We start from the raw sequence: 21,489 nt of genomic DNA, 5'->3' as shown, positions 1-21,489 counted from the left end.
TGGTTAGATTGCCATTGTAGTAACTTCTTTTGGAAGGAGAGATGGGTGAAACGACTTCCTAAGGTATTGGTAGCCATAAGCGCAATAATAGTACTTATTATGGCATTGCCCATTATTGGACTACGTCTTTTTCTTCCACAAATTAATGAATATCGCAATCAACTTGAAGGACAGCTGCAATCATTAACAGGAATACCGTTTAAAATTGGTCATATTGAAGGAGAATGGGTCTCTTTTGGACCAGTATTAACGTTTTCTGATGTCAGTGTCAGCACGAAAAAAGTGAATATTCAGGTAAAGAAAATAAAATTTTCACTTGATATATGGCGTTCACTCTTTTCTTTACATCTCCGTTTTCGGGATATTATTTTCTATCAATTAAATGCAGATTGTTATAAACCACTTGAATTTGTCAGTGAAGGCGATTTTAGGCATTTTGATTTAGATGCTTTAGATGAATTGTTTTTACAGCAATTTGATTATTTTACCTTAAAAGAAAGCCGTATCACTTTTCTGACGCCGTCGGCAGAAAAAAAGACCTTAAAGATCCCTGAATTGACCTGGTTAAATCAAAATGAATATCATCGAGCACAAGGATTTATCAGTCTTGATAATTTTGAACAGCAGCAAGATCAAGATGCCATTCAAATTAAACTCAATCTTCGTAATAAAAATGGCGCGATTAATAGCGGCACGGTTTACTTACAGGCAGATAATGTAAATTTGCGCCCTTGGTTAAGTCGTTGGTTACGTGATAGTACTGGATTACAGAATGCAGTATTTAGTCTTTCTAGCTGGATTACTATCAAAGATAGTCGTATCGAAGGTGGGCAATTACAGTTGCATCAAGGACAGGCAAATTGGCAGGTTGATGGACAAGAGCATCAGCTGGCTGTTGATGATTTATTGCTGACCCTGCATCGTCAAGATAATGGTTGGTTATTTAATATTCCACAGCTACAACATTTAAAAACTGATCAACAACAATGGCTTGAAGGTCAAATTTCTCTACTCTATTTACCACAATCAAAAGCAGATGAAAATCATTGGCGTATACGGATTAATAATATTCAATTAGAGCGATTAAGAACTATTATCCCTATTTTCTCTTTTTTCACGCCTGAATTTATTAGTGATTGGCAAAAACGTCAGCCAAAAGGTCAACTCGTCGCGCTGGCATTGGATATTACGTCGGGCAAGCCAGAGAAGGCACTAATTGATGCTACCTGGCAAGATATTAGCTGGATACGCTGGAAAGATATACCTTCAGTTAGCCATTTTAGTGGTTCATTGCGAGGTAGTCAGCAAAGTGGAGGATTCTCATTTAACTTAAACAATAGTTTTATCGAATATGCGCCAATGTTTAAAGTGCCATTGGAAATTTCTGCCGGACAGGGAACGATTTTTTGGTCGGAAGAAGGCCAATCACGCCAGATTTGGAGTGAGGATCTGATGCTGCAAGCAAAATCGCTATCGACAACCGGCGATTTTCGTTATCAGGCAGCAAAAGATCAGCCACCTATATTAAGTATTTTGGCTGGAGCAAAATTGACCGATGCGGGTGATGCATGGCGTTATTTTCCCACCACGTTAATGGGTAAAGATTTATCTGATTATCTGACGAAAGCAATTATTAGTGGTCATGTTGATGCCGCCACGATGGTTTTTCACGGTGATCCGGCTAATTTTCCTTTTAAAAAGAATAATGGACAATTTCAAGTTGTTGTACCGCTACGAGATGCGACTTTTAAGTATCAACCTGATTGGCCGACAATTTTTGATTTGGATATCGATCTTAATTTTGAACGTAATGGACTTTGGATGTCGGCGCCTAGTGTAAAATTAGGTGATGCTAAAGCAGTAGATCTTAACGCAGATATTGCCGATTATAGTCAATCTAAATTATTAATAAAATCTCATATTACCGGTGATGGAAAAGCTATCCGTAATTATTTTATTCATAGCCCGATGGAAGGCTCGATTGGCAAGGCATTAGATGCAGTGAAAATAGGCGGTGACGTTAGTGGCAAATTGATGCTTGATATTCCGTTAGAGAGAAATAGTGGTAGTGTGATTGCTAGTGGTCAAGTTGATCTTAAGAATAATGATGTCGATATCACGGCTATTGATAGTCAGTTGGAACAGCTAACGGGGCGTTTTTATTTTCGTAACGGTGATTTGAAAAGTGAAAAGCTGCAAGCTGAATGGTTTGGCCAACCGATAAATTTAACATTTAATACCACTAATGAACGACAGAATTACCAGATTAATGTAAACGTTGGCGGTAATTGGCAAGCTAAAAAAATCGCTATTTTGCCTAAATCGATTACGCGTCAATTGGCAGGTAGCACAGCCTGGCAAGGACAGGTTAATATTCAATTGCCCAATCAACTTAAGCAAAATCCAACCTTATCCATTGCTCTGAATAGCAAATTAGATAAGCTTACTAGCCAATTTCCTGCTTTGGATAGCGAGCAAGTTAGGCAATTAGGTGATATGCAAATTCGTGCTAGTGGTGATACCCGGCAATTACAAATTTATGGTGATATTGGTAAGCAAGTTAGCTTTAATAGCCAATGGCAATTTACTGACAAGCAAGTTCGTTTGCTAAAAGTAGCCATTCAGCCTTACACCGCTAAAGGTGTTGTTCTGCCCGACAGTCCATTAGTTATGATCAACTTACCTAAAATCAATGATCCGAAATGGCTTTCATTGTTGACTTCATTTTCTTCATTAAATTTAGCACCGCAAAGTTATGGTAAATCATTTGTAATACCCGATATCGCTATTGTTAACTTGCCAAAGATCACTTTTGCTAAACAGCAATGGAATAATATGGCATTTACCATTAATAAAACCGCTGAATTAACGACAATTGTTGTAGATAGCGATAATTTGAAGGGAAGCTTAAGTATTCCGAAACAGGGTAATTGGCAAGCTAAGATTAATTATCTTTATTTTAATCCAGAAATTTCATTCCAACGGCAGAATTATGTGGCAATAAATAACCTTGCGCATAGATATGATATTTCAGCTTGGCCAAATATGAATATTTATTGCTCAGAATGTTGGCTTGCTGGCTATAAACTTGGTGAACTAAAAGCACAAGTCATACGCAATAGACAAACGCTTATTTTAAAAGAAGGATCGTTAATAAATAGCTCCACTGATTTGAAAATCTCTGGTATGTGGCATGCAGATCAGCAAAACAGTACAACGATAAAAGGGATATTAAAAGGTAATCGATTTGATGATTTGGCTGCTTATTACGGCATACTAGTGCCGATTAAACAGGCACCTTTTAAAATTGATTTTGATTTAAATTGGGCCGCAGTACCATGGCAACCTGATGTTGCTAGTTTGAACGGTAATCTGAGTTTTAAATTAGCTAAGGGAGCAATTGCTCAGATGGGTGGTGGTGGAGCCGGTCAGTTGTTGCGTTTTATCAGTTTTGACGCACTTTTACGTAAATTGCAATTGGATTTTAGTGATACTTTTAGTGATGACTTTGCGTTTGATGCCATTCGGGGTAACGCCAATATAAAAAATGGCATCTTGAATACTGATAATTTTTATATTGATGGTTTAATGGCTGATATTACAATACATGGCAAAATTAATTTAGTTCGTCGTGATATGAATTTAGAAGCTATTATTACCCCTGAAATTTCAACCACAGTAAGTGTTGCAACGGCATTTGCCGTTAATCCACTAGCGGGTGCGGCAGTGTTTGCCGCAACTAGAGTATTGGGCCCATTATGGAGTAAAATATCGGTTATTCGTTATCGAATTACCGGTAGTCTGGAACAACCAAAAATTGATGAAACTTTACGTCAATTGAAGGAGAATCAACGGGATGATAAGTGACAATATTGCACTATTACAATTGTGTAGTGGTAAAAATACTAAACATAACTTTGCTCAGATAGAGCAGCAGATTAAACAATTGCCAAATAGTGTGAGATTGGTTTTAACACCGGAAAATGCACTGTTGTTTAGTGATAATATCAGTTATCGTAATTTTGCTGAATCACAGGGAGAAGGTCCTTTACAAGGTGCAATTGCTGAAATGGCTCGCCATTATCAAGTATGGATATTGGTGGGCTCTATGCCATTAATCAGTCGCGAAGATCCTGAGCTTATCACGAGTAGTAGTTTGTTATTTGATGATAGCGGCGCAATTCGTGCTCGCTATGACAAAATTCACATGTTTGATGTGAATATAATTGATGATGAACAAGGTATTTATAACGAATCGTCAATTTATCAACGTGGTGAACATATTACAGTAGTTGATACGCCAGTTGGCCGTTTAGGAATGACGATTTGTTATGATTTACGTTTTCCCTGCCTGTTTCAGGCATTAAGAAAGCAAGGGGCGGATCTCATTGCTGTGCCGGCTGCTTTTACACGTTTAACTGGTGAAGCTCACTGGGAGCCACTGTTAAAAGCCCGCGCGATTGAAAATCAATGTATTATTTTGGCGCCAGCACAAATAGGCGTGCATGGTCAACGTCGTACTTGGGGTCACTCAATGGTGATTGATAGCTGGGGCAATATTTTGCAAGAAAATGCAGATGCAGTCAGTGCATTAACGCTTAATATTGATAAAGCTAAAGAAGGCCTGATTGGTGTCCGTGAACAGATGAAAGTCGTAAAGCATAATCGCTTCCGTACTAGTTTGATGCCATTAATTGAACATAAAACGAAATAGAAAGAGTAAATAAATATGAGTTTAACCTCTGTTAGTGAATATTTGCTGACATCAAACGATCTTAATCATCAACATCTGCAAGATGTTTTACAATCACTTGCCGAGCGACATTTAGATTATGCCGATCTCTATTTTCAATCGAGTTGTCATGAAGAATGGGGATTGGAAGACGGAATTATTAAAAGAGGATCCTACAATATTGATCAGGGTGTAGGTATTCGCGCTATTCGAGATGATAAAACCGGATTTGCTTATGCCGATCAGATAACTTTACAGGCACTACAGCAAAGTGCTAATGCGGCTCGAAGCATTGTAAATCAGGCTGGGAAGGGCAAAACATGTCTAATTAGTAAGGTTAATTTTAAACATTTATATTCTGCGATTGATCCTATACAAACAATGAGCCCGGAAGAGAAAATCGCATTGTTGCAGCGTGTTGATCAAGTTGCCCGAGCCGAAGATCCTCGTGTGCAAGAGGTCGATGTAACGCTATCTGGTGTTTATGAACATGTTCTTGGTCGTAGCAACAGATGGCACGTTAGCGGCTGATATTCGTCCATTAGTACGCTTATCTGTCAGTGTGTTAGTGGAACATGACGGCAAGCGTGAGCGTGCTGGTAGTGGTGGCGGTGGGCGCTATGGTTACCAATATTTTCTTGAAACAGAGCAAGGTGAAGTTCGGGCGGAATATTATGCTCGAGAGGCTGTCCGCATAGCATTGGTTAATCTTACCGCAATTGCTGCACCGGCAGGCACAATGCCTGTGGTACTCGGTGCTGGTTGGCCAGGTGTTTTACTACACGAGGCAGTCGGCCACGGTCTTGAAGGTGATTTTAATCGGCGTGGCACATCTATTTTTAGTGGAAAAGTAAGTCAACAAGTTGCTTCACCACTTTGTACCGTGGTTGATGATGCCACTCTAGTCGGTCGTAGAGGATCTTTAACCATCGATGATGAAGGTGTACCGGGGCAATGTAATGTCTTGATTGAAAATGGTATTTTAAAAGGTTATATGCAAGACAAAATGAACGCTCGTTTGATGGGGGTTGTGCCAACCGGCAATGGTCGGCGTGAATCTTATGCGCATTTGCCGATGCCTCGTATGACAAATACTTATATGTTAGCCGGACAATTAACCCCGGCAGAGATAATAGCCAGTGTTGATCGTGGTATTTATGCACCTAATTTTGCTGGTGGGCAAGTTGATATTACTTCGGGCAAATTTGTTTTTTTGACTGCGGAAGCCTATTTGATCGAAAAAGGGAAAATCACAAAGCCGATAAAAGGAGCAACATTCATTGGCTCTGGGCGAGAAGCAATGCAGCAGATTTCAATGGTTGGTAATGATCTCAAACTTGATAGCGGGATTGGTGTTTGCGGCAAAGAAGGGCAAAGTGTTCCTGTTGGTGTTGGCCAACCCACATTAAAGCTCGATAGTATGACGGTTGGTGGAACAGCATAATAAATTTTTTGGATGATTGGATGAATAAAAAAATTATTATTTTGCTAATATTAGCCATATTAATAGGGGCAGGCGTTTACTTTAAATGGCATAGTCGGTAGCAGGCAGACATAATGGGGCAAACAGTATAGCGCCCACGGCTGTCCATAATATTGATAAGTTAACCGCACAGCAAAATGTGGTTAATTATCTAAGGCAATACCATCGATTACCAGACTTTTATATTACAAAAAGAAAAGCACGACAAAGTGGTTGGGATCCAAGGGCAGGTAATTTATGTCAAGTTGTGCTGGGTAAAGCGATTGGTGGCGATAGATACAACAACCGAGAAAAATTGCTACCTGCTGCTCCAGATCGCCAATGGTATGAAGCCGATATCAATTAATCACTGTGGTCATCGAGCTAGTGATAGATTGCTTTATTCATCAGATGGATTGATTTATGTGACGTTAGATCATTATAAAACCTTTTCAAGAGTGAATTAAATGATGCATTGTGTTGAATTTGATTTTCGTGAAATAGACAATCTGAATGACTTTTATCAAAAAGCGATATTGGTTTTTGAATTACCAAAATGGTTTGGCCAAAATTTGGATGCACTTTGGGGTATGTTGACTGGTGGAATTGCTTTACCGGTAGAGGTTATTTTTTCTCATATAAATGAATATCAGTTAACAGAATTTGCTGAGCTGATAACGGTTTTTAGAGAAGCTGAACAAACATTGGGAGGGCAATTCATATTTCATTGCCGAGCCTCCCAATCTAATCCAGCTTAGGTACTTTCAGATAGTGTCTTTAGGTATTGAAAGAGTTGGCGATAGGCTTTAGCCGGTTTATTTGCCTCTTTTTCTTTTTTACAGTTACGAATTAATGTCCGTAGCTGTTGACGATCAGCTAAGGGAAATAAACGTATTACATCTTCAATTGCATTATCGCCATTCTCTAATAATTGATTACGTAAAGCTTCAAGCTTATGTAATATGGCGATTTGTTGATTGTGCCGATTTTTTAGCTTATCCAACGCGTCATAAATAGGTTGAGGATCTTGCGCTCTGAGTAATTTACCAATAAATTGTAGCTGGCGTCGTCGCCCTTCACGCTTAATTTTTTGCGCTAATTCAACAGCTGCTAATAGTTCATCATTATGGGGGATACGTTCTAGTTCATGTTTACTAAGTTCAACCAGTTCTGCTCCCAGCTTTTTTAGCGCTTCGGCATCACGCTTGATTTCGCTTTTACTGACCCAGATGATTTCATCCTTATCGATATTATCGGCGTTATCATCGAACCAGTTATCGGGCTGTTTTGCCATCGCGGCTTTCCTCTTAGCAAGACGTCGGATTATTTTATTTCAGAATAATCTGTTGTCTGGTATGTTAACATCTTATCTCTAATTGTAACTGGGAAAATAGATTTAATGCTATAGAGGATTTATTTTCTGCTGAAGATAGGTATTGGTTGAGTTGATTTTATTTTCTATTTTTGGATGATATCAATGAGTTTGACGGAACAGGTTTTATTACAACGTAAACAATTAGAAGAAACAGTTGCATATGCATTATCAATCGCCAAAAAGAGTTGTGATGCAGCTGAAGTGGCTATTAATAAATCAACAGGTATCAGTGTAAGTACACGTTTTGGTGAAACTGAAAATATTGAATTTAATAGTGATGGTGCTCTTGGCATCACGGTTTATCATAAACAACGTAAAGGTAGTGCATCGTCTACTAATTTACATCCAGCAGCGATTAAGCGTACTGTGCAAGCCGCTATTGATATTGCACAGTATACCTCAGAAGATCCTTTTGCTGGTTTAGCAGACGCTGACCTTTTGGCTTATCAATCACCTGATTTAAAACTCTTTTATCCCTTTGATATTGATGCTGAAAAAGCGATCCAATTGGCAGGTCAAGCGGAGATGTCGGCTTTAAATGCGGATAAAAGAATTAAAAATACTGAAGGTGGGAGTTTTAATAGTCATCACGGCATTAGAGTGTTTGGCAATACTCACGGAATGTTACAGAGCTATTGCTCCAGTCGGCACTCAATGTCAAGTTGTGTGATTGCTCAGGAGAATGATGGAATGGAGCGCGATTATGCTTATTCCATTGCCCGTCGATTAGAGGATTTGCAATCACCTCAATGGGTTGGGCAGGAGGCTGCTCGCCGAACTGTCGCCAGGCTTTCACCGCGTAAATTATTAACTATGAAGACACCGGTCATTTTTGCTGCTGAGGTAGCAACTGGTTTATTTGGTCACCTAGTTGGTGCGATTAGTGGTACAAGTATTTATCGTAGATCCTCTTTTTTATTAGACAGCCTTGGTAAGCAAATTTTTCCTTCTTGGTTAACCATTCAGGAGAAGCCACATCTGATTAGCGGACTAGCGTCATCTCCCTTTGATAGTGAAGGTGTGAATACTAGCCAACGTAATATTATTGAGCAAGGGATATTACAAACTTGGTTATTGACCAGTTATTCAGCACGTAAGCTTGGCTTACATAGTACTGGTCATGCTGGTGGTATTCATAACTGGCATATAGCCGGCCAGGGGTTAGATTTTGCTGCTTTATTGCGAGAAATGGTAACGGGGTTAGTTGTTACTGAATTGATGGGGCAGGGAGTTAGCTCGGTAACGGGGGATTATTCTCGGGGAGCAGCCGGTTTTTGGGTTGAAAACGGCGTAATACAATATCCTGTCGGTGAAATTACTATTGCTGGCAATCTAAAACAGATGTGGGCTAATATCGTAACAATAGGCAACGATATTGAAACTCGCAGTAATATTCAATGTGGTTCGGTATTATTACCAGAAATGCATGTTGCTGGTCAGTAAATTTTGCTAATAATTGCTGTCGTTGAATGAGAAGATTTGGCCGGATTGAACGGTTAAAATGATAGGCATTTACAGCAAGAGCAGAAATTACCAGATGACGGAGAAGTTATCGATGGGGTTGATGCCAACTCAGTAGCATTTTAGTGTGGCAGAATGACTTTTACTCAATTTGCCACAGTATATTAAATGACATTGAAAGAATAATAGTGTTAGCAGATATCGCGTAATTTTGAGGTAGTTGATAGCGCTGAAAAGTGGCTGTCTAATAACGTTGATTTAATTAAACTTTTTGAAAGAGACTGGTTAATCGTCTTCAAGTTTATGATGAAAAAGTTGAATAATTGCTGCTAGTGCCTGCTCTTCATCTGGACCGGTTACTTCAATATCGATATAACTACCTTGTTCTGAGTCTAACATTAACATCGCTATAACATTATCTGCTTGAGCTTCTATATTATGGCAATTGCGCAATAGCACCGAAGATTCAAATTGTTGGATTAGCTCACAGAGCATCATTGCTGGCCTGGCATGCATACCCTGTTGATTTTTTATAATAATGCGGTGATAGACAGTCATGACTTTCTCTTTTCTAACGTCCGATGACGCGACTGAACATTTTTGCCTCTAGAACGAAAGTAGTCAGCCAGTTGTTCGGCAGCATAAACTGAACGGTGTTTACCTCCGGTACAACCGATAGCAATCGTCAAATAGCTACGGTTATTAGATTCTAACATGGGTAACCATAATTCAAGATAACTACGTGTTTGATAGATAAAGTTATGCACTTCTGTGTGTCGGTCAAGAAAGGCAGCAACAGGACGATCTAGACCTGTCATAGGACGTAATTTAGGATCCCAATGTGGGTTAGGTAAAAAACGGACATCAAACACATAATCTGCATCGATCGGAATACCATGTTTAAAGCCAAAGGATTCGAAAACCATGGTCAATTCACGTTCCCGTTTACCTAATAAACGAGCTCTAAGCATTTCAGCCAGTTCATGTACTGACATTTCAGAGGTGTCGATAACTAAATCTGCGCGTGAGCGGAGTGGCTTTAATAGATCATTTTCTTTATCAATAGCATTTTCTAATGATAAATTTTTATTGGAGAGTGGATGTAAACGGCGTGTATCACTATATCTTCTGATCAGCGTATTACTATCTGCATCAAGAAAAAGTAATTGTGGGGAAAAACTAGCCGGTAGATTTTTTAACGCATTCTCGAAAATTGTTGGTTTGTCTGGCATATTACGAACATCGATACTCACGGCCGCAGAAGTTTGTCGTTCAGCAAGTGAATTTGCTAATTCTGGCAGTAAAATAACGGGCAGATTGTCAACACAATAAAAACCCATATCCTCCAGTGCCCGTAGAGCAACTGATTTACCTGAACCAGAACGGCCACTGACTATCATCAGCACCATGAGTCATACCCCTTAAGTTTCTTCACAATGAAAAATCATTATTTGGCTTAGATTTTTAGAAACCAGTTATTCAGTAATGATTTTATAGAGTTCATCATTACTTTGCGCAGCGCGTAAACGACGACATAGGTTCTTATCAGCTAACCGTTTGGCAATTAAAGAGAGAGTATGTAAATGTGTTTTACATTGCTCTGAAGGAACTAATAATGCAAACAGTAAATCGACTGACTGATTATCAATGGCATCAAAAGCAATAGGTTCATCTAAATGGAGAAAAACACCAACTGCGTCGGATGAATTGTTTTCATTTAATTTGCCATGTGGGATTGCAATACCTCCCCCGATACCGGTTGTGCCGACTTTTTCACGGGTTAATAATGAGTCAAAAACGACACTTTCAGGTACATTCAGTGCAATTGCAGCAACTTCACTAATAATTTCTAGTGCTCGTTTTTTACTCGTACAATGTACATTATTTAGTGTACATGATGGTGTTAATACCGAGCTTAATGATAATTTTTTTTCACTGTTCATTGGATTTATTCACTTAGGGCAATTATACCAGATATCCATAATGAATATCTGGCATGAACGATACTAACATCGATAATCTACATTTAGTGTCATAGTGCCCTTGTTGTTTAATAACACAGATTAATGTTGTTTCAATTTTTCTTTGTATTTAGTAAGTTGGCGCGCCATTTTTTCTACCATGGCATCAATTGCCGCATACATATCATCTTCTTGAGCAGAAGCATGTAGTTCTGCTCCATTGACTTTCGCTGTTGCCTCAGCAATTTGATTAAATTTCTGTACTTTTAAAATTACATGAATAGCATTGATATGGTCAAAATATTGTTCAAATTTTAAACACTTTTCTTCCACGGTTTGGCGTAATGCTTCTGTAATTTTAATATTTTGGCCAGTAATTTGAAATTCCATAGTATCTTCCTTCTCAGTTAATTCAAATCAGTTTTTTACGCTGATTCGAGGGTGGAATGGATAGAGACTCTCGATATTTAGCAACTGTACGACGAGCAATTTGAATACCCTGTTCTGCTAGTATGTTCGTTAATTTGTTATCACTCAAGGGTTTTGCAGGGTTCTCTGCCGCAATGAGTTTTTTTGCTAGCGCGCGTATAGCGATAGAAGAGGCTTCTCCTCCGGTATCAGTGTTAACATGGCTAGAAAAAAAGTATTTCAGTTCAAAAATACCTCTTGGACTATGTAGATATTTTTGCGATGTGACACGGGAAATCGTCGATTCGTGCATATCAACCTGATAAGCAATATCCGCTAGTACCATAGGTTTCATATGCTCTTCACCATATTCAAAAAACTGTTGTTGATTTTCAACAATACATTGGGCAACTTTTAATAAAGTTTCATTACGACTTTCTAAACTTTTTATTAACCATTTTGCATCTTGTAAGTTGTTACGGATGAATTGGTTATCTTCTTCATTATCAGAGTATTTACCTAGAGAAGCATAATGTTGATTAATTTTTAAGCGTGGAATGTTTTCAGTATTTAGAGCTACTTGCCAGTCATTATCTATTTTGCGCACCAGAGCATCGGGGACAATATATTGTGGTTCATTAGTTTGAATGATTTGCCCAGGTTTAGGATTTAATCGTTGGATCATAGCGATAACTTCTTTCAAGGCCGTTTCTTTTAATTTGGTTTTTCGGCTAAGTTGCCGAAAATCACGATTGCCAAGTAATTCTAAATGGTCGTTAATTATCAGTTTAGCTTCTTTTAGAAAAGGAGTCTCGCGAGGTAACGCTGATAACTGAATTAGTAAGCAGTCTTTTAAATTTTTGGCTGCGACGCCAATCGGATCGAAGTGCTGGATCCGTTTTAATACAATTTCAACTTCTTCCTGGGTAATATCTGTTAGGGCTAAACCCGCGTAAATATCTTCAATAGTGGTGCTTAAATAGCCGGAATCGTCCACAGCATCAATAATGGCGGTGGCAATCGCGGCATCTATTTCAGTAAAAGGTGTTAATGATGCTTGCCAGGATAAATAATCTTGCAGTGTTTGCAATGTTTCTCCTTGGTAGATAGGAAAATCATTGTCACTAAAATTATTGGTTAGAGTTGGATAGTTATCTGAGGGGTAAATTTCTTCCCAATTAGTATCTAAAGGTAATTCGCTTGGCACATCATTTTGTTCGATGGCGTCAAAACTATTTAGTGCCGCTGGCTCGTTATCATTAATATCTGATGTTTCAATTTCCTGGTAGAGGTCATCTTGTTCAAGTAAAGGGTTGCTTTCAAGAGCTTGCTGAATTTCGTGTTGAAGTTCTAATGTTGAAAGTTGCAACAAACGAATAGCTTGTTGTAGCTGTGGTGTCATCGCCAACTGCTGACTGAGTCGGAGTTGCAAACTCTGTTTCATAAAATTGGCTTAGCCTCTTGGGAATAACATAATAAAAAAATTTACCAACTTTAATTAGTCACGGTTAGAGGCGGAAACCTTCTCCCAAATAGACGCGTTTGACTTGTTCATTTTCTAAAATCGCTTTAGGAGTTCCATGAGCGATAAGATGACCTTGACTGACAATGTAAGCATGTTCACAGACATCTAATGTCTCTCTCACATTGTGATCGGTTATTAATACGCCTAAACCATAATCTCTCAAGTGCTGGATTATTTTTTTTATATCTAATACTGAAATCGGATCAACACCAGCAAAAGGTTCATCTAAAAGAATAAATTTAGGATCAGCCGCTAATGCCCGGGCTATTTCTACCCGGCGACGCTCCCCGCCAGAAAGTGATTGACCGAGGTTATTTCGCAAATGAGTAATACTAAACTCTTCCATCAATTCTTCGGCACGTTGCTGTTTTTCTTCGAATGTTAAATCTTTACGAATTTCTAATACAGCCATCAGATTATCGTAAACGTTTAGCCGGCGAAATATTGAGGCTTCTTGTGGTAAATAACCTATTCCCCTACGAGCCCGTTCGTGAAGCGGCAGCAAACTAATATCTTCACCGTCAATAGCAATTTTTCCAGTATCACGAGGAACGATACCAACTACCATATAGAAGGTTGTCGTTTTACCTGCACCGTTTGGCCCCAGTAAACCAACGATTTCACCTGAACTGACCTCCAGGCTAACGTCTTCAACAACCTTGCGGTTTTTGTATGTTTTTGCCAAATGTTTCGCAGTTAGTTTAGCCATTTTTTATTATTTACTCTTACTATTATTTGTACTTTTTACTCCAGGGCCTTTTTCTTGTAATTGGGAAGGTAACAGTATGGTCGTTACTCGTTTCCCTTTATCACTAAATGCTTCCATTTGTTGGGTTGGGACTAAATAGGTAATTTTGTCACCTTTAATATTGCTATCTAGTTGTTCAAGGTAAGCATTACCCGTTAGGATGACCAGCTCTTTCTCCATTTCATAACGTATTTTGTCGCTGTGACCTTTGATCGGTTTACCATCATCTTGCAATTGATAGAAATTGGCTGGCGTACCATAGGCTTCGACAACCATCTTTTTGGCATCGCCGTTCGGACGGATGACAACGACTTTATCAGCTCGAACATCTATAGAACCTTGTTTTATGACAACATTTTCTGTAAATGTGGTAATATTTTTTTCTAAATCAAGTGACTGTTTAACTGAATCAATCTGAATGGGTTGTTGAGAATCACTTTTCAGCGCTATTGCTGGCAAGCTTAATATGAATATTGAACTAGTTAATGCTACATTAATGAAGATCTTTTTTGCCAATATCATTTAGTTGTTTCCTTCGGGAGCTGTTTGCTTATTGGGGATTTCATAATAGGTTTTAACATCTTCAATTAACTCAGCGGTATGCGTTCTCATATTACCGCGCATTTTCATACCCACTGATCGTAAACCGATACCAATTACTGTGACTTTATCATCAGATGAGACATCCAGGGTAATTAGGTTAACGATGGCATTTTCCGTCAAAATTTTTTGTAAATCTGAAGTTGGATTTAAGCTATTTACTTGAACATTACCATATAAATAGAGCATGTTGTCGTTGGTTAATTTGGCTTTATTGGAGCGTACGGCCCAAGTGGGGATACTTTTTGTGTCATAAGTTGTTAATACTGGATTAATAAACCAGCTGGTTTTATTACTCGAAAAGTGGTGCGTCTCATCCGTTATCAGCTTATAGGCCAATTTACCCATTGGATCATAGACATGGGTAATGGCATTACCAGTTTGATAATTTGGTTGGCTGTTATCAACCATAGCGGGTGCTTTTGATTGATTAAAATCAGCTAAGTTCCAGCCAATAAGCGCTAAAACAATTAGTGTTAATATAATGTTAAGCCAAAACTTAAATTTGCTCATCGTTGTTTCATTTTTGCCTATATTGATAAACCGTGGGCATTTTCTATCTTATCTTGAGCAAGCAGGATCAGATCACAAATTTCACGTACCGCACCTTTGCCGCCTGCTTGATATGTAACATAATGCGCTTTACTTAACAACATTGGATGCGCGTCAGCTACAGCAACCGAAAGCCCTATCTGCGACATGACAGGCCAGTCAATTAAATCATCACCAATATAAGCAATCTGTTGAGGTTGGAGTGTTAATCGAGTTATCAGATCATTATAAGCTAATTTTTTTTCACTTTGCCCTTGGTAAAGATAATTAATACCGAGTGTTTTGGCGCGATCTTCCAATAATTTAGCTTTACGCCCAGTAATAATGGCAACTTCAATTGCAGAGGTCAGTAAACAACGGATACCATAACCATCTTTTACATTGAATGCTTTTAGTTCTTCACCATTATTCCCCATATAAATTAAGCCATCTGTCATGACACCATCAACATCACAAATTAGTAATTTTATAAGGCGTGCTTTTTCAACGATATGTTGGTCTATTGGACCATAACAGGTTGTGATTTTATTATCATTATTCATGTATTATTTCCAATAATTATATGATGCCAGCTTGCAAAAGATCATGCAGATGAATAACACCAATAAGTGTATCTGCTTTTGCCACCAGCAAGGAAGTAATATGGTGTTGTTGCATCAAATTTAAGGCGTCAATCGCTAGCATATTGGGTTTTACCCTAATACCACCGGCTGTCATTACATCGGTAATTTTGGCATTATTTAAGTCAATATTCATTGCAAAGACGCGTCGTAAGTCACCATCGGTAAAAATACCTTCAATTTGCATTTCTTCATTACAAATCACAACCATACCTAGTTTTTTGCGAGTAATTTCTACTAATGCTTGCTGTAATGTTGCCTGTTTCATGACATTTGGAATATTTTTCCCGGTATGCATTAGGTCACTCACTCTTAATAAAAGTTTGCGTCCCAATGTGCCACCTGGATGAGAAAGTGCAAAATCTTCAGCGGTAAAACCCCGGGCTTCAAGTAAAGCGACCGCAATCGCATCTCCCATAACTAACATCGCGGTTGTGCTCGTTGTTGGCGCTAGACCTAATGGACAAGCTTCCTGCGGTACTTTGATACAAAGGTGGAAATCTGCCGCTTTTCCCATGCTACTAGCAGGGTTTTTTGTCATAGAAATTAGCGCAATATGTTGGCGTTTTAACACTGGAATGAGTACTAATATTTCATTTGACTCACCGGAATTAGAAATAGCCAGAACAATATCTTGACGACTAATCATGCCTAAATCACCATGACTGGCTTCTCCTGGATGTACAAAAAAAGCGGGTGTTCCTGTACTGGCTAATGTGGCTGCAATTTTACGGCCAATATGGCCTGATTTACCCATTCCCATAACAACGACTTTGCCAGTACATTTGAAAATCAGTTCACAAGCTTGGTTAAAATCATCGTTGATATATTGCTCCAAATTGGCAAGCCCGCTACGTTCAATCCCCAATACCTTTTTCGCTGTTTTTTGAAAATCAATTTCAGACATTTTTATTCCCCAATTTGATATAACTAATTTAATTATATGGGTTAATAGATGTTTAGTAAGACTCGTTTTTTCATATCACTCGCTTTGTATTACTGTCATCAATATATTATCCGTACGTTGTATTATTAGAAAAAATAGCATTTTTCACTATGATGACATTCGAAAATTTGTTTATTGTGACGATGTAATGAACAAAAGTAAAATTGGCAATAATATTGATAGCGAATATATGCTAGTTTTTAGGTAATATGTTCCATGCTGAGTAAATATACTTAAATGATAATTAGACAGAAAGGCTATTATCGTCATGAAGAAGTCTGTAGATAATATCATAGAAATCAAAGATATGTCTTTTATTCGGGGTCAACGGCTGATTTTTACCGATATGAGCTTGACGATCCCCAGGGGAAAAATTACGGCAATCATGGGGCCATCAGGTATTGGAAAAACAACGTTGCTACGTTTGATTGGTGGACAATTACAGCCAGATAAGGGGGAAATTTGGTTTGATGGTGCTAATATTCCAACACTATCACGCGCGGAACTTTATGCTGCTCGCAAGAAAATGAGTATGTTGTTTCAGTCAGGTGCCTTGTTTACTGATATGAATGTTTTTGACAATGTTGCTTTCCCTTTACGTGAACATACTGTTTTAGCAGCAGAAATTATTCGAACAGTGGTCATGATGAAACTAGAAGCAGTCGGGTTGAGAGGTGCAGCCAATCTTATGCCAGCTGAACTATCAGGTGGTATGGCGCGACGAGCAGCATTGGCACGCGCTATTGCCCTTGATCCACAATTAATTCTATTTGATGAACCTTTTGTTGGGCAAGATCCGATAACCATGGGAGTTTTGGTTAAACTTATTGATGAACTTAATCATGCATTAGGTATTACTTGTGTTATTGTTTCTCACGATGTGCCAGAAGTGTTGAGCATAGCGGATAAAGCTTATATTGTTGCAGAGCAACATGTTATTGCTGAAGGCACAGCGAAAGAATTGCAACAAAATAAGGATGCGCGGGTTAGGCAGTTTCTTGATGGTATAGCGGATGGTCCGGTACCATTTAAGTTTCCGGCAGGAAATTATGCAGCAGATTTATTAGGGTGATGGGATGATACTAATTGATACATTAGCCGCATTAGGCCATCGTTCACTAGCTATGGTGGCGACATTTGGTCGTGCTGGCTATTTGTTATGTCGGGCTTTATTTGGCAAACCTGAATTTGGAAAACAATGGCCATTATTAATAAAACAGCTCTACAATGTAGGAGTCTTATCTTTATTAATTATTGCTGTTTCGGGATTATTCATTGGCATGGTATTTGGTTTACAAGGATATTTAGTCTTGACCATGTTTAGTGCTGAATCCAGTCTTGGCATGATGGTCGCTCTTTCTTTATTAAGGGAGCTAGGGCCAGTGGTGACCGCACTTTTATTTGCTGGCAGAGCAGGTTCTGCATTAACGGCAGAAATAGGATTGATGAAAGCAACAGAGCAGATCTCTAGTTTGGAAATGATGGCGGTTGATCCATTAGGTCGAGTGATCGCGCTGCGTTTTTGGGCGGGACTGATCAGTATGCCATTACTGGCATTAATTTTTGTCGCCGTAGGCATATTAGGTGGTGCGCTAGTCGGTGTCGATTGGAAAGGAATTGATGAAGGTTTTTTTTGGTCATCGATGCAATCTGCTATTGAGTGGAAAAAGGATATTCTCAACTGTTTTATTAAAAGTGTGGTATTCGCTTTTACAGTCAGCTGGATAGCTTTATTTAATGGTTATGATGCCATCCCAACATCGGAAGGGATAAGTCGTGCAACAACCAGAACCGTTGTTCATTCGTCATTAGCTGTGTTGGGTTTAGATTTTGTGCTTACTGCACTGATGTTTGGGAATTAATTCATGCAAAGTAAGAAAAGTGAAATTCTAGTTGGACTATTTGTTTTGATTGCATTAGCTGCAATTATCTTTTTATGTTTAAAAGTTGCAGATATTAAATCATTTGGTAATCAACCGACTTATAAAGTTACTGCCTCTTTTACCAATGTAGGCGGATTGAAAGTAAACTCGCCGGTAAAGATAGGCGGTGTGGTGGTTGGCCGAATAGTCGATATTATGTTGGATAAGAAAACTTATACGCCACGTGTTACCTTAGCGATTTTTAGTCAATATGATAATATTCCTGATAACAGCTCATTGTCGATACTTACTGCGGGATTATTAGGTGAGCAGTTTTTAGCACTTAATGTGGGTTTTTATGATCCGGATATGGGAATTACCTTTCTTAAGGACGGTGAACGCATCGAAGATACTAAACCGGCCATAATATTGGAAGATTTAATTGGGCAATTCTTATATAGAAGTGGCGATCCTAATCGTTCGAATAGAACAAGCTCAGTTTCCGGAAATAACGAAAAATCTTCCACGACACCATGATGAACAATCTAATATGATAAGAAAAGGAACCTATTTTATGTTTAAATGTTTCTTAATAGTGGCTTTGTTAGTGGTTGCTCCGTTTGCGATGGCGATAGATCAAACCAACCCATATAAACTGATGCAAGAAGCCGCTACTAAAACTTTTACCCGCTTAAAAAACGAGCAGCCTATGATCCGGCAAAATCCAGATTACTTACGCAGGATTGTTCGTGAAGAACTTATGCCTTATGTACAAATTAAGTATGCAGGAGCATTAGTCTTAGGATCTTATTATAGTAGTGCAACACCGTCACAACGGGATACTTATTTTCAGGCGATTGAAGCCTATTTGGAACAAGCTTATGGGCAAGCCTTGGCAATGTATCATGGGCAACAATATCAAATTGCGCCTGAACAACCACTGGGTGATAGGAATGTGGTTGCTATGCGGGTAACAATTACCGATCCACAGAGCCGACCACCTGTACGTCTTGATTTTCAATGGCGTAAAAATAGCAAGACTGGCTATTGGCAGGCTTATGATATGATTACTGAAGGTGTTAGTTTAATTACAACTAAACAAAACGAATGGGCTAATATTTTACGTACCAAAGGTATTGACGGCTTGACACAAGTGTTGCTCAATAGTGCAAAAAATCCCATTACGCTGGAAAATAAAAAGTCATGATACCCATGTTGACTTGGGAGCAGAAAGGTCAAATGTTGATTTTAACCGGTGAGCTTGATTGTGATACTCTGCCCGTTTTTTGGCAACAGAGAAATCAGTTGCTAAAAGGTATTAATGCGATTAATGTTTCCCAGTTATCTCATATCGATTCTACCGGACTCGCTATGTTTATTAGGTTAAAATCAGAACAGCAGTCAGAGAATAAATGGGTATTTGAAGGTATTAGTGAGCGTTTTAAGACCCTTATTAGGCTTTATAAACTTGAGGATTTTATGAACTAGTTGGGTCATAAATTTTAAAAATAGTTTATATATAAAGCAAACGCTCTTGTGCATTTTTATGCCAAGGGCGTTTTGTTTGATTTGCAGGAGATGATAGATCGATTAGGATAGATGGATTGTCTTTTAACGTTAGAATTGAGTTTAATTATGGATATAAATGAAATAAAGCAAGTATTAATAGAACAATTGAAACTTGATGAAGTGATTGTCAATGGCGAAGGTAGTCATTTTCAAATAATTGCTGTTGCTGAAATGTTTGACGGTATGAGTCGGGTTACGCAGCAGCAAGTGATTTATGCACCACTAATGGAATATATTGCAGATAATCGGATCCATGCATTATCAATTAAAGCTTATACCCCCGCGGAATGGAAAAGAGATTGTAAGCTTAATGGTTTTTAATACTATACTTTTGCATTAATAATATAAATATTACTCATAGAGAATTTCTTGATGGACAAGTTTCGATTAAAGGGGCCAACTCGTTTGATGGGTGAGGTCTCGATTTCTGGTGCAAAAAATGCGGCATTACCGATATTGTTTGCATCGCTTTTAGCAGAAGAACCCGTTGAATTACAAAATGTTCCAAAGCTAAAAGATATTGATACAACAATTGAATTACTTAATCAGTTAGGTACAAAAGTTGAGCGTAATGGCGCTATTTTTGTTGACGCACGTGGTATTAATAAATTTTGTGCTCCTTATGAATTAGTCAAGACGATGCGTGCATCTATTTGGGCTTTGGCGCCATTAGTGGCTCGTTTCGGTCAAGGCCAAGTATCTTTACCGGGAGGATGTGCGATTGGTGCGCGTCCAGTTGATTTGCATATTGCCGGCCTTGAACAACTTGGTGCCCAAATTACCTTAGATGAAGGCTATGTTAAAGCATCGGTCGATGGTCGTTTGCAAGGAGCCAATATTGTTATGGATAAAGTTAGTGTCGGCGCCACCGTGTCTATTATGACGGCTGCAACTCTGGCAGAGGGAAAAACCGTTATTGAAAACGCAGCTCGTGAACCTGAAGTTGAAGATACCGCCAACTTTTTAAATTCATTAGGGGCAAAGATCACGGGTGCAGGTACAGACAGCATTATTATTGAAGGAGTTGCGCGCTTAGGTGGTGGTATTTATCGAATTTTACCTGATCGGATTGAAACAGGTACTTTCCTGGTTGCAGCTGCTATCTCTGGAGGTAAAGTAATCTGCCGCAATACTAAACCAGCTACATTGGATGCAGTATTAGCTAAATTACGTGAAGCGGGTGCAGAGATTGAAATTGGCGAGGATTGGATCCAGCTGGATATGCATGGTAAGCGGCCAAAAGCAGTGACTATCAGAGCAGAACCGCATCCGGGCTTTCCAACCGATATGCAGGCACAATTTAGCTTACTTAATTTAGTAGCTGAAGGTGTTAGTACAATAACAGAAACTATTTTTGAAAATCGTTTTATGCATATCCCAGAGTTAATTCGTATGGGAGCCCATGCGGAAATAGAAGGAAATACCGTTGTTTGTCATGGTGTTGAACAACTTATGGGTGCACAAGTCATGGCTACCGATTTACGGGCATCTGCTAGTTTAGTTCTTGCTGGATGTATTGCTAAAGGAAAAACAACTGTTGATCGGATTTATCATATCGATAGGGGATATGAGAAAATGAGAAGAGAAGCTGCGTAGTTTAGGGGCCAATATAGAACGTATTACTGCAAAGAAAATATAACCTGCTATTTTACTAAGGTAAAAATCAGT

The 21,489-nt window shown here is 38.7% G+C and carries 21 protein-coding genes and 3 pseudogenes; 13 read left to right on the top strand and 11 right to left on the bottom strand.

The features are described from left to right. Nucleotides 1-45: 45 nt before the first annotated feature. The 5 genes and pseudogenes from yhdP (at nt 46) to AC01GB_RS05570 (ending at nt 6,952) form a co-directional block, all read left to right on the top strand. On the top strand, nt 46-3,867 hold the full coding sequence (gene yhdP / locus AC01GB_RS05590) for an AsmA2 domain-containing protein YhdP (protein WP_474450950.1): 3,822 nt from the start codon (nt 46-48) through the stop codon (nt 3,865-3,867). Next, entirely contained in the window at nt 3,857-4,714 is an 858-nt protein-coding gene (gene nit1 / locus AC01GB_RS05585) for a deaminated glutathione amidase (protein ID WP_474450949.1), read from the top strand. The genes yhdP and nit1 overlap by 11 nt, the downstream gene beginning before the upstream one ends. A 15-nt stretch (nt 4,715-4,729) precedes the next feature. After that, nucleotides 4,730-6,176 (top strand): annotated as a pseudogene (tldD, locus tag AC01GB_RS05580) (metalloprotease TldD). A 20-nt stretch (nt 6,177-6,196) separates the two neighbouring features. Beyond that, a pseudogene (locus AC01GB_RS05575) lies at nt 6,197-6,661 on the top strand (ribonuclease domain-containing protein). Then, nucleotides 6,662-6,952: a barstar family protein gene (locus AC01GB_RS05570; RefSeq protein ID WP_474450947.1), complete on the top strand. Its 291-nt coding sequence runs from the start codon at nt 6,662-6,664 to the stop codon at nt 6,950-6,952. It begins immediately after the preceding pseudogene. Here AC01GB_RS05570 and yjgA read toward each other — a convergent pair. Next, complete coding sequence (gene yjgA, locus AC01GB_RS05565; RefSeq protein ID WP_474450946.1) at nt 6,949-7,488, bottom strand: ribosome biogenesis factor YjgA; 540 nt, start codon at nt 7,486-7,488, stop codon at nt 6,949-6,951. The two genes, AC01GB_RS05570 and yjgA, sit on opposite strands and share 4 nt — an antisense overlap. A gap of 183 nt (nt 7,489-7,671) precedes the next feature. Here yjgA and pmbA point away from each other — a divergent pair, with 183 nt between their 5' ends. Then, nucleotides 7,672-9,012 (top strand): metalloprotease PmbA, encoded by a 1,341-nt coding sequence (gene pmbA / locus AC01GB_RS05560; protein ID WP_474450945.1) that lies wholly within the window; start codon nt 7,672-7,674, stop codon nt 9,010-9,012. 303 nt (nt 9,013-9,315) lie between these two features. Here pmbA and npr read toward each other — a convergent pair whose 3' ends face one another. The 10 genes from npr to kdsD all read right to left on the bottom strand — a co-directional run bounded on the left by npr (nt 9,316) and on the right by kdsD (nt 16,351). Then, nucleotides 9,316-9,588, bottom strand: coding sequence for a PTS phosphocarrier protein NPr (npr, locus tag AC01GB_RS05555; RefSeq protein WP_474450944.1), 273 nt, complete (start codon nt 9,586-9,588; stop codon nt 9,316-9,318). After that, nucleotides 9,585-10,439 carry an RNase adapter RapZ gene (rapZ, locus tag AC01GB_RS05550; protein ID WP_474450943.1) on the bottom strand — a complete coding sequence of 285 codons (855 nt, stop codon included), beginning with the start codon at nt 10,437-10,439 and terminating at the stop codon, nt 9,585-9,587. The genes npr and rapZ overlap by 4 nt, the downstream gene beginning before the upstream one ends. A gap of 66 nt (nt 10,440-10,505) precedes the next feature. Continuing rightward, on the bottom strand, nt 10,506-10,973 hold the full coding sequence (gene ptsN, locus AC01GB_RS05545) for a PTS IIA-like nitrogen regulatory protein PtsN (protein ID WP_032115660.1): 468 nt from the start codon (nt 10,971-10,973) through the stop codon (nt 10,506-10,508). A 120-nt stretch (nt 10,974-11,093) separates the two neighbouring features. Further along, complete coding sequence (gene hpf, locus AC01GB_RS05540; protein WP_474450942.1) at nt 11,094-11,381, bottom strand: ribosome hibernation promoting factor; 288 nt, start codon at nt 11,379-11,381, stop codon at nt 11,094-11,096. 22 nt (nt 11,382-11,403) lie between these two features. Further along, nucleotides 11,404-12,843 carry an RNA polymerase factor sigma-54 gene (rpoN, locus tag AC01GB_RS05535; RefSeq protein WP_474450941.1) on the bottom strand — a complete coding sequence of 480 codons (1,440 nt, stop codon included), beginning with the start codon at nt 12,841-12,843 and terminating at the stop codon, nt 11,404-11,406. A 64-nt stretch (nt 12,844-12,907) separates the two neighbouring features. Next, a complete protein-coding gene (lptB, locus tag AC01GB_RS05530; RefSeq protein ID WP_474450940.1) occupies nt 12,908-13,633 on the bottom strand; it encodes an LPS export ABC transporter ATP-binding protein in 726 nt (241 codons plus the stop codon). A gap of 6 nt (nt 13,634-13,639) precedes the next feature. Continuing rightward, nucleotides 13,640-14,194 (bottom strand): lipopolysaccharide ABC transporter substrate-binding protein LptA, encoded by a 555-nt coding sequence (lptA, locus tag AC01GB_RS05525; protein WP_474450939.1) that lies wholly within the window; start codon nt 14,192-14,194, stop codon nt 13,640-13,642. After that, nucleotides 14,195-14,785 carry an LPS export ABC transporter periplasmic protein LptC gene (gene lptC, locus AC01GB_RS05520; protein ID WP_474450938.1) on the bottom strand — a complete coding sequence of 197 codons (591 nt, stop codon included), beginning with the start codon at nt 14,783-14,785 and terminating at the stop codon, nt 14,195-14,197. Between the two features lie 17 nt (nt 14,786-14,802). Continuing rightward, nucleotides 14,803-15,366: a 3-deoxy-manno-octulosonate-8-phosphatase KdsC gene (gene kdsC / locus AC01GB_RS05515; protein WP_474450936.1), complete on the bottom strand. Its 564-nt coding sequence runs from the start codon at nt 15,364-15,366 to the stop codon at nt 14,803-14,805. Between the two features lie 16 nt (nt 15,367-15,382). Continuing rightward, entirely contained in the window at nt 15,383-16,351 is a 969-nt protein-coding gene (gene kdsD, locus AC01GB_RS05510; protein ID WP_474450934.1) for an arabinose-5-phosphate isomerase KdsD, read from the bottom strand. A gap of 307 nt (nt 16,352-16,658) precedes the next feature. Here kdsD and mlaF point away from each other — a divergent pair, with 307 nt between their 5' ends. The 7 genes and pseudogenes from mlaF to murA all read left to right on the top strand — a co-directional run bounded on the left by mlaF (nt 16,659) and on the right by murA (nt 21,460). Further along, nucleotides 16,659-17,462 (top strand): phospholipid ABC transporter ATP-binding protein MlaF, encoded by an 804-nt coding sequence (gene mlaF / locus AC01GB_RS05505; protein WP_474450933.1) that lies wholly within the window; start codon nt 16,659-16,661, stop codon nt 17,460-17,462. Nucleotides 17,463-17,469: 7 nt separating this feature from the next. Continuing rightward, nucleotides 17,470-18,252, top strand: a complete 783-nt coding sequence (mlaE, locus tag AC01GB_RS05500) for a lipid asymmetry maintenance ABC transporter permease subunit MlaE (protein ID WP_474452330.1) — start codon at nt 17,470-17,472, stop codon at nt 18,250-18,252. 3 nt (nt 18,253-18,255) lie between these two features. Next, nucleotides 18,256-18,789 carry an outer membrane lipid asymmetry maintenance protein MlaD gene (mlaD, locus tag AC01GB_RS05495; RefSeq protein WP_474450932.1) on the top strand — a complete coding sequence of 178 codons (534 nt, stop codon included), beginning with the start codon at nt 18,256-18,258 and terminating at the stop codon, nt 18,787-18,789. A 37-nt stretch (nt 18,790-18,826) separates the two neighbouring features. Next, entirely contained in the window at nt 18,827-19,459 is a 633-nt protein-coding gene (gene mlaC / locus AC01GB_RS05490; protein WP_474450931.1) for a phospholipid-binding protein MlaC, read from the top strand. Further along, nucleotides 19,456-19,740, top strand: coding sequence for a lipid asymmetry maintenance protein MlaB (mlaB, locus tag AC01GB_RS05485; RefSeq protein ID WP_474450929.1), 285 nt, complete (start codon nt 19,456-19,458; stop codon nt 19,738-19,740). Before mlaC ends, mlaB begins: the two co-directional genes overlap by 4 nt. A 147-nt stretch (nt 19,741-19,887) precedes the next feature. Further along, on the top strand, nt 19,888-20,142 hold the full coding sequence (gene ibaG / locus AC01GB_RS05480; RefSeq protein ID WP_474450928.1) for a BolA family iron metabolism protein IbaG: 255 nt from the start codon (nt 19,888-19,890) through the stop codon (nt 20,140-20,142). Between the two features lie 51 nt (nt 20,143-20,193). After that, nucleotides 20,194-21,460: pseudogene (murA, locus tag AC01GB_RS05475) on the top strand (UDP-N-acetylglucosamine 1-carboxyvinyltransferase). Nucleotides 21,461-21,489 lie beyond the last annotated feature (29 nt).

Source organism: Candidatus Arsenophonus phytopathogenicus (assembly GCF_056113345.1).
The sequence above is the reverse complement of the archived record's forward strand: the minus strand, read 5'-3'. Positions and strand labels throughout refer to the sequence as shown.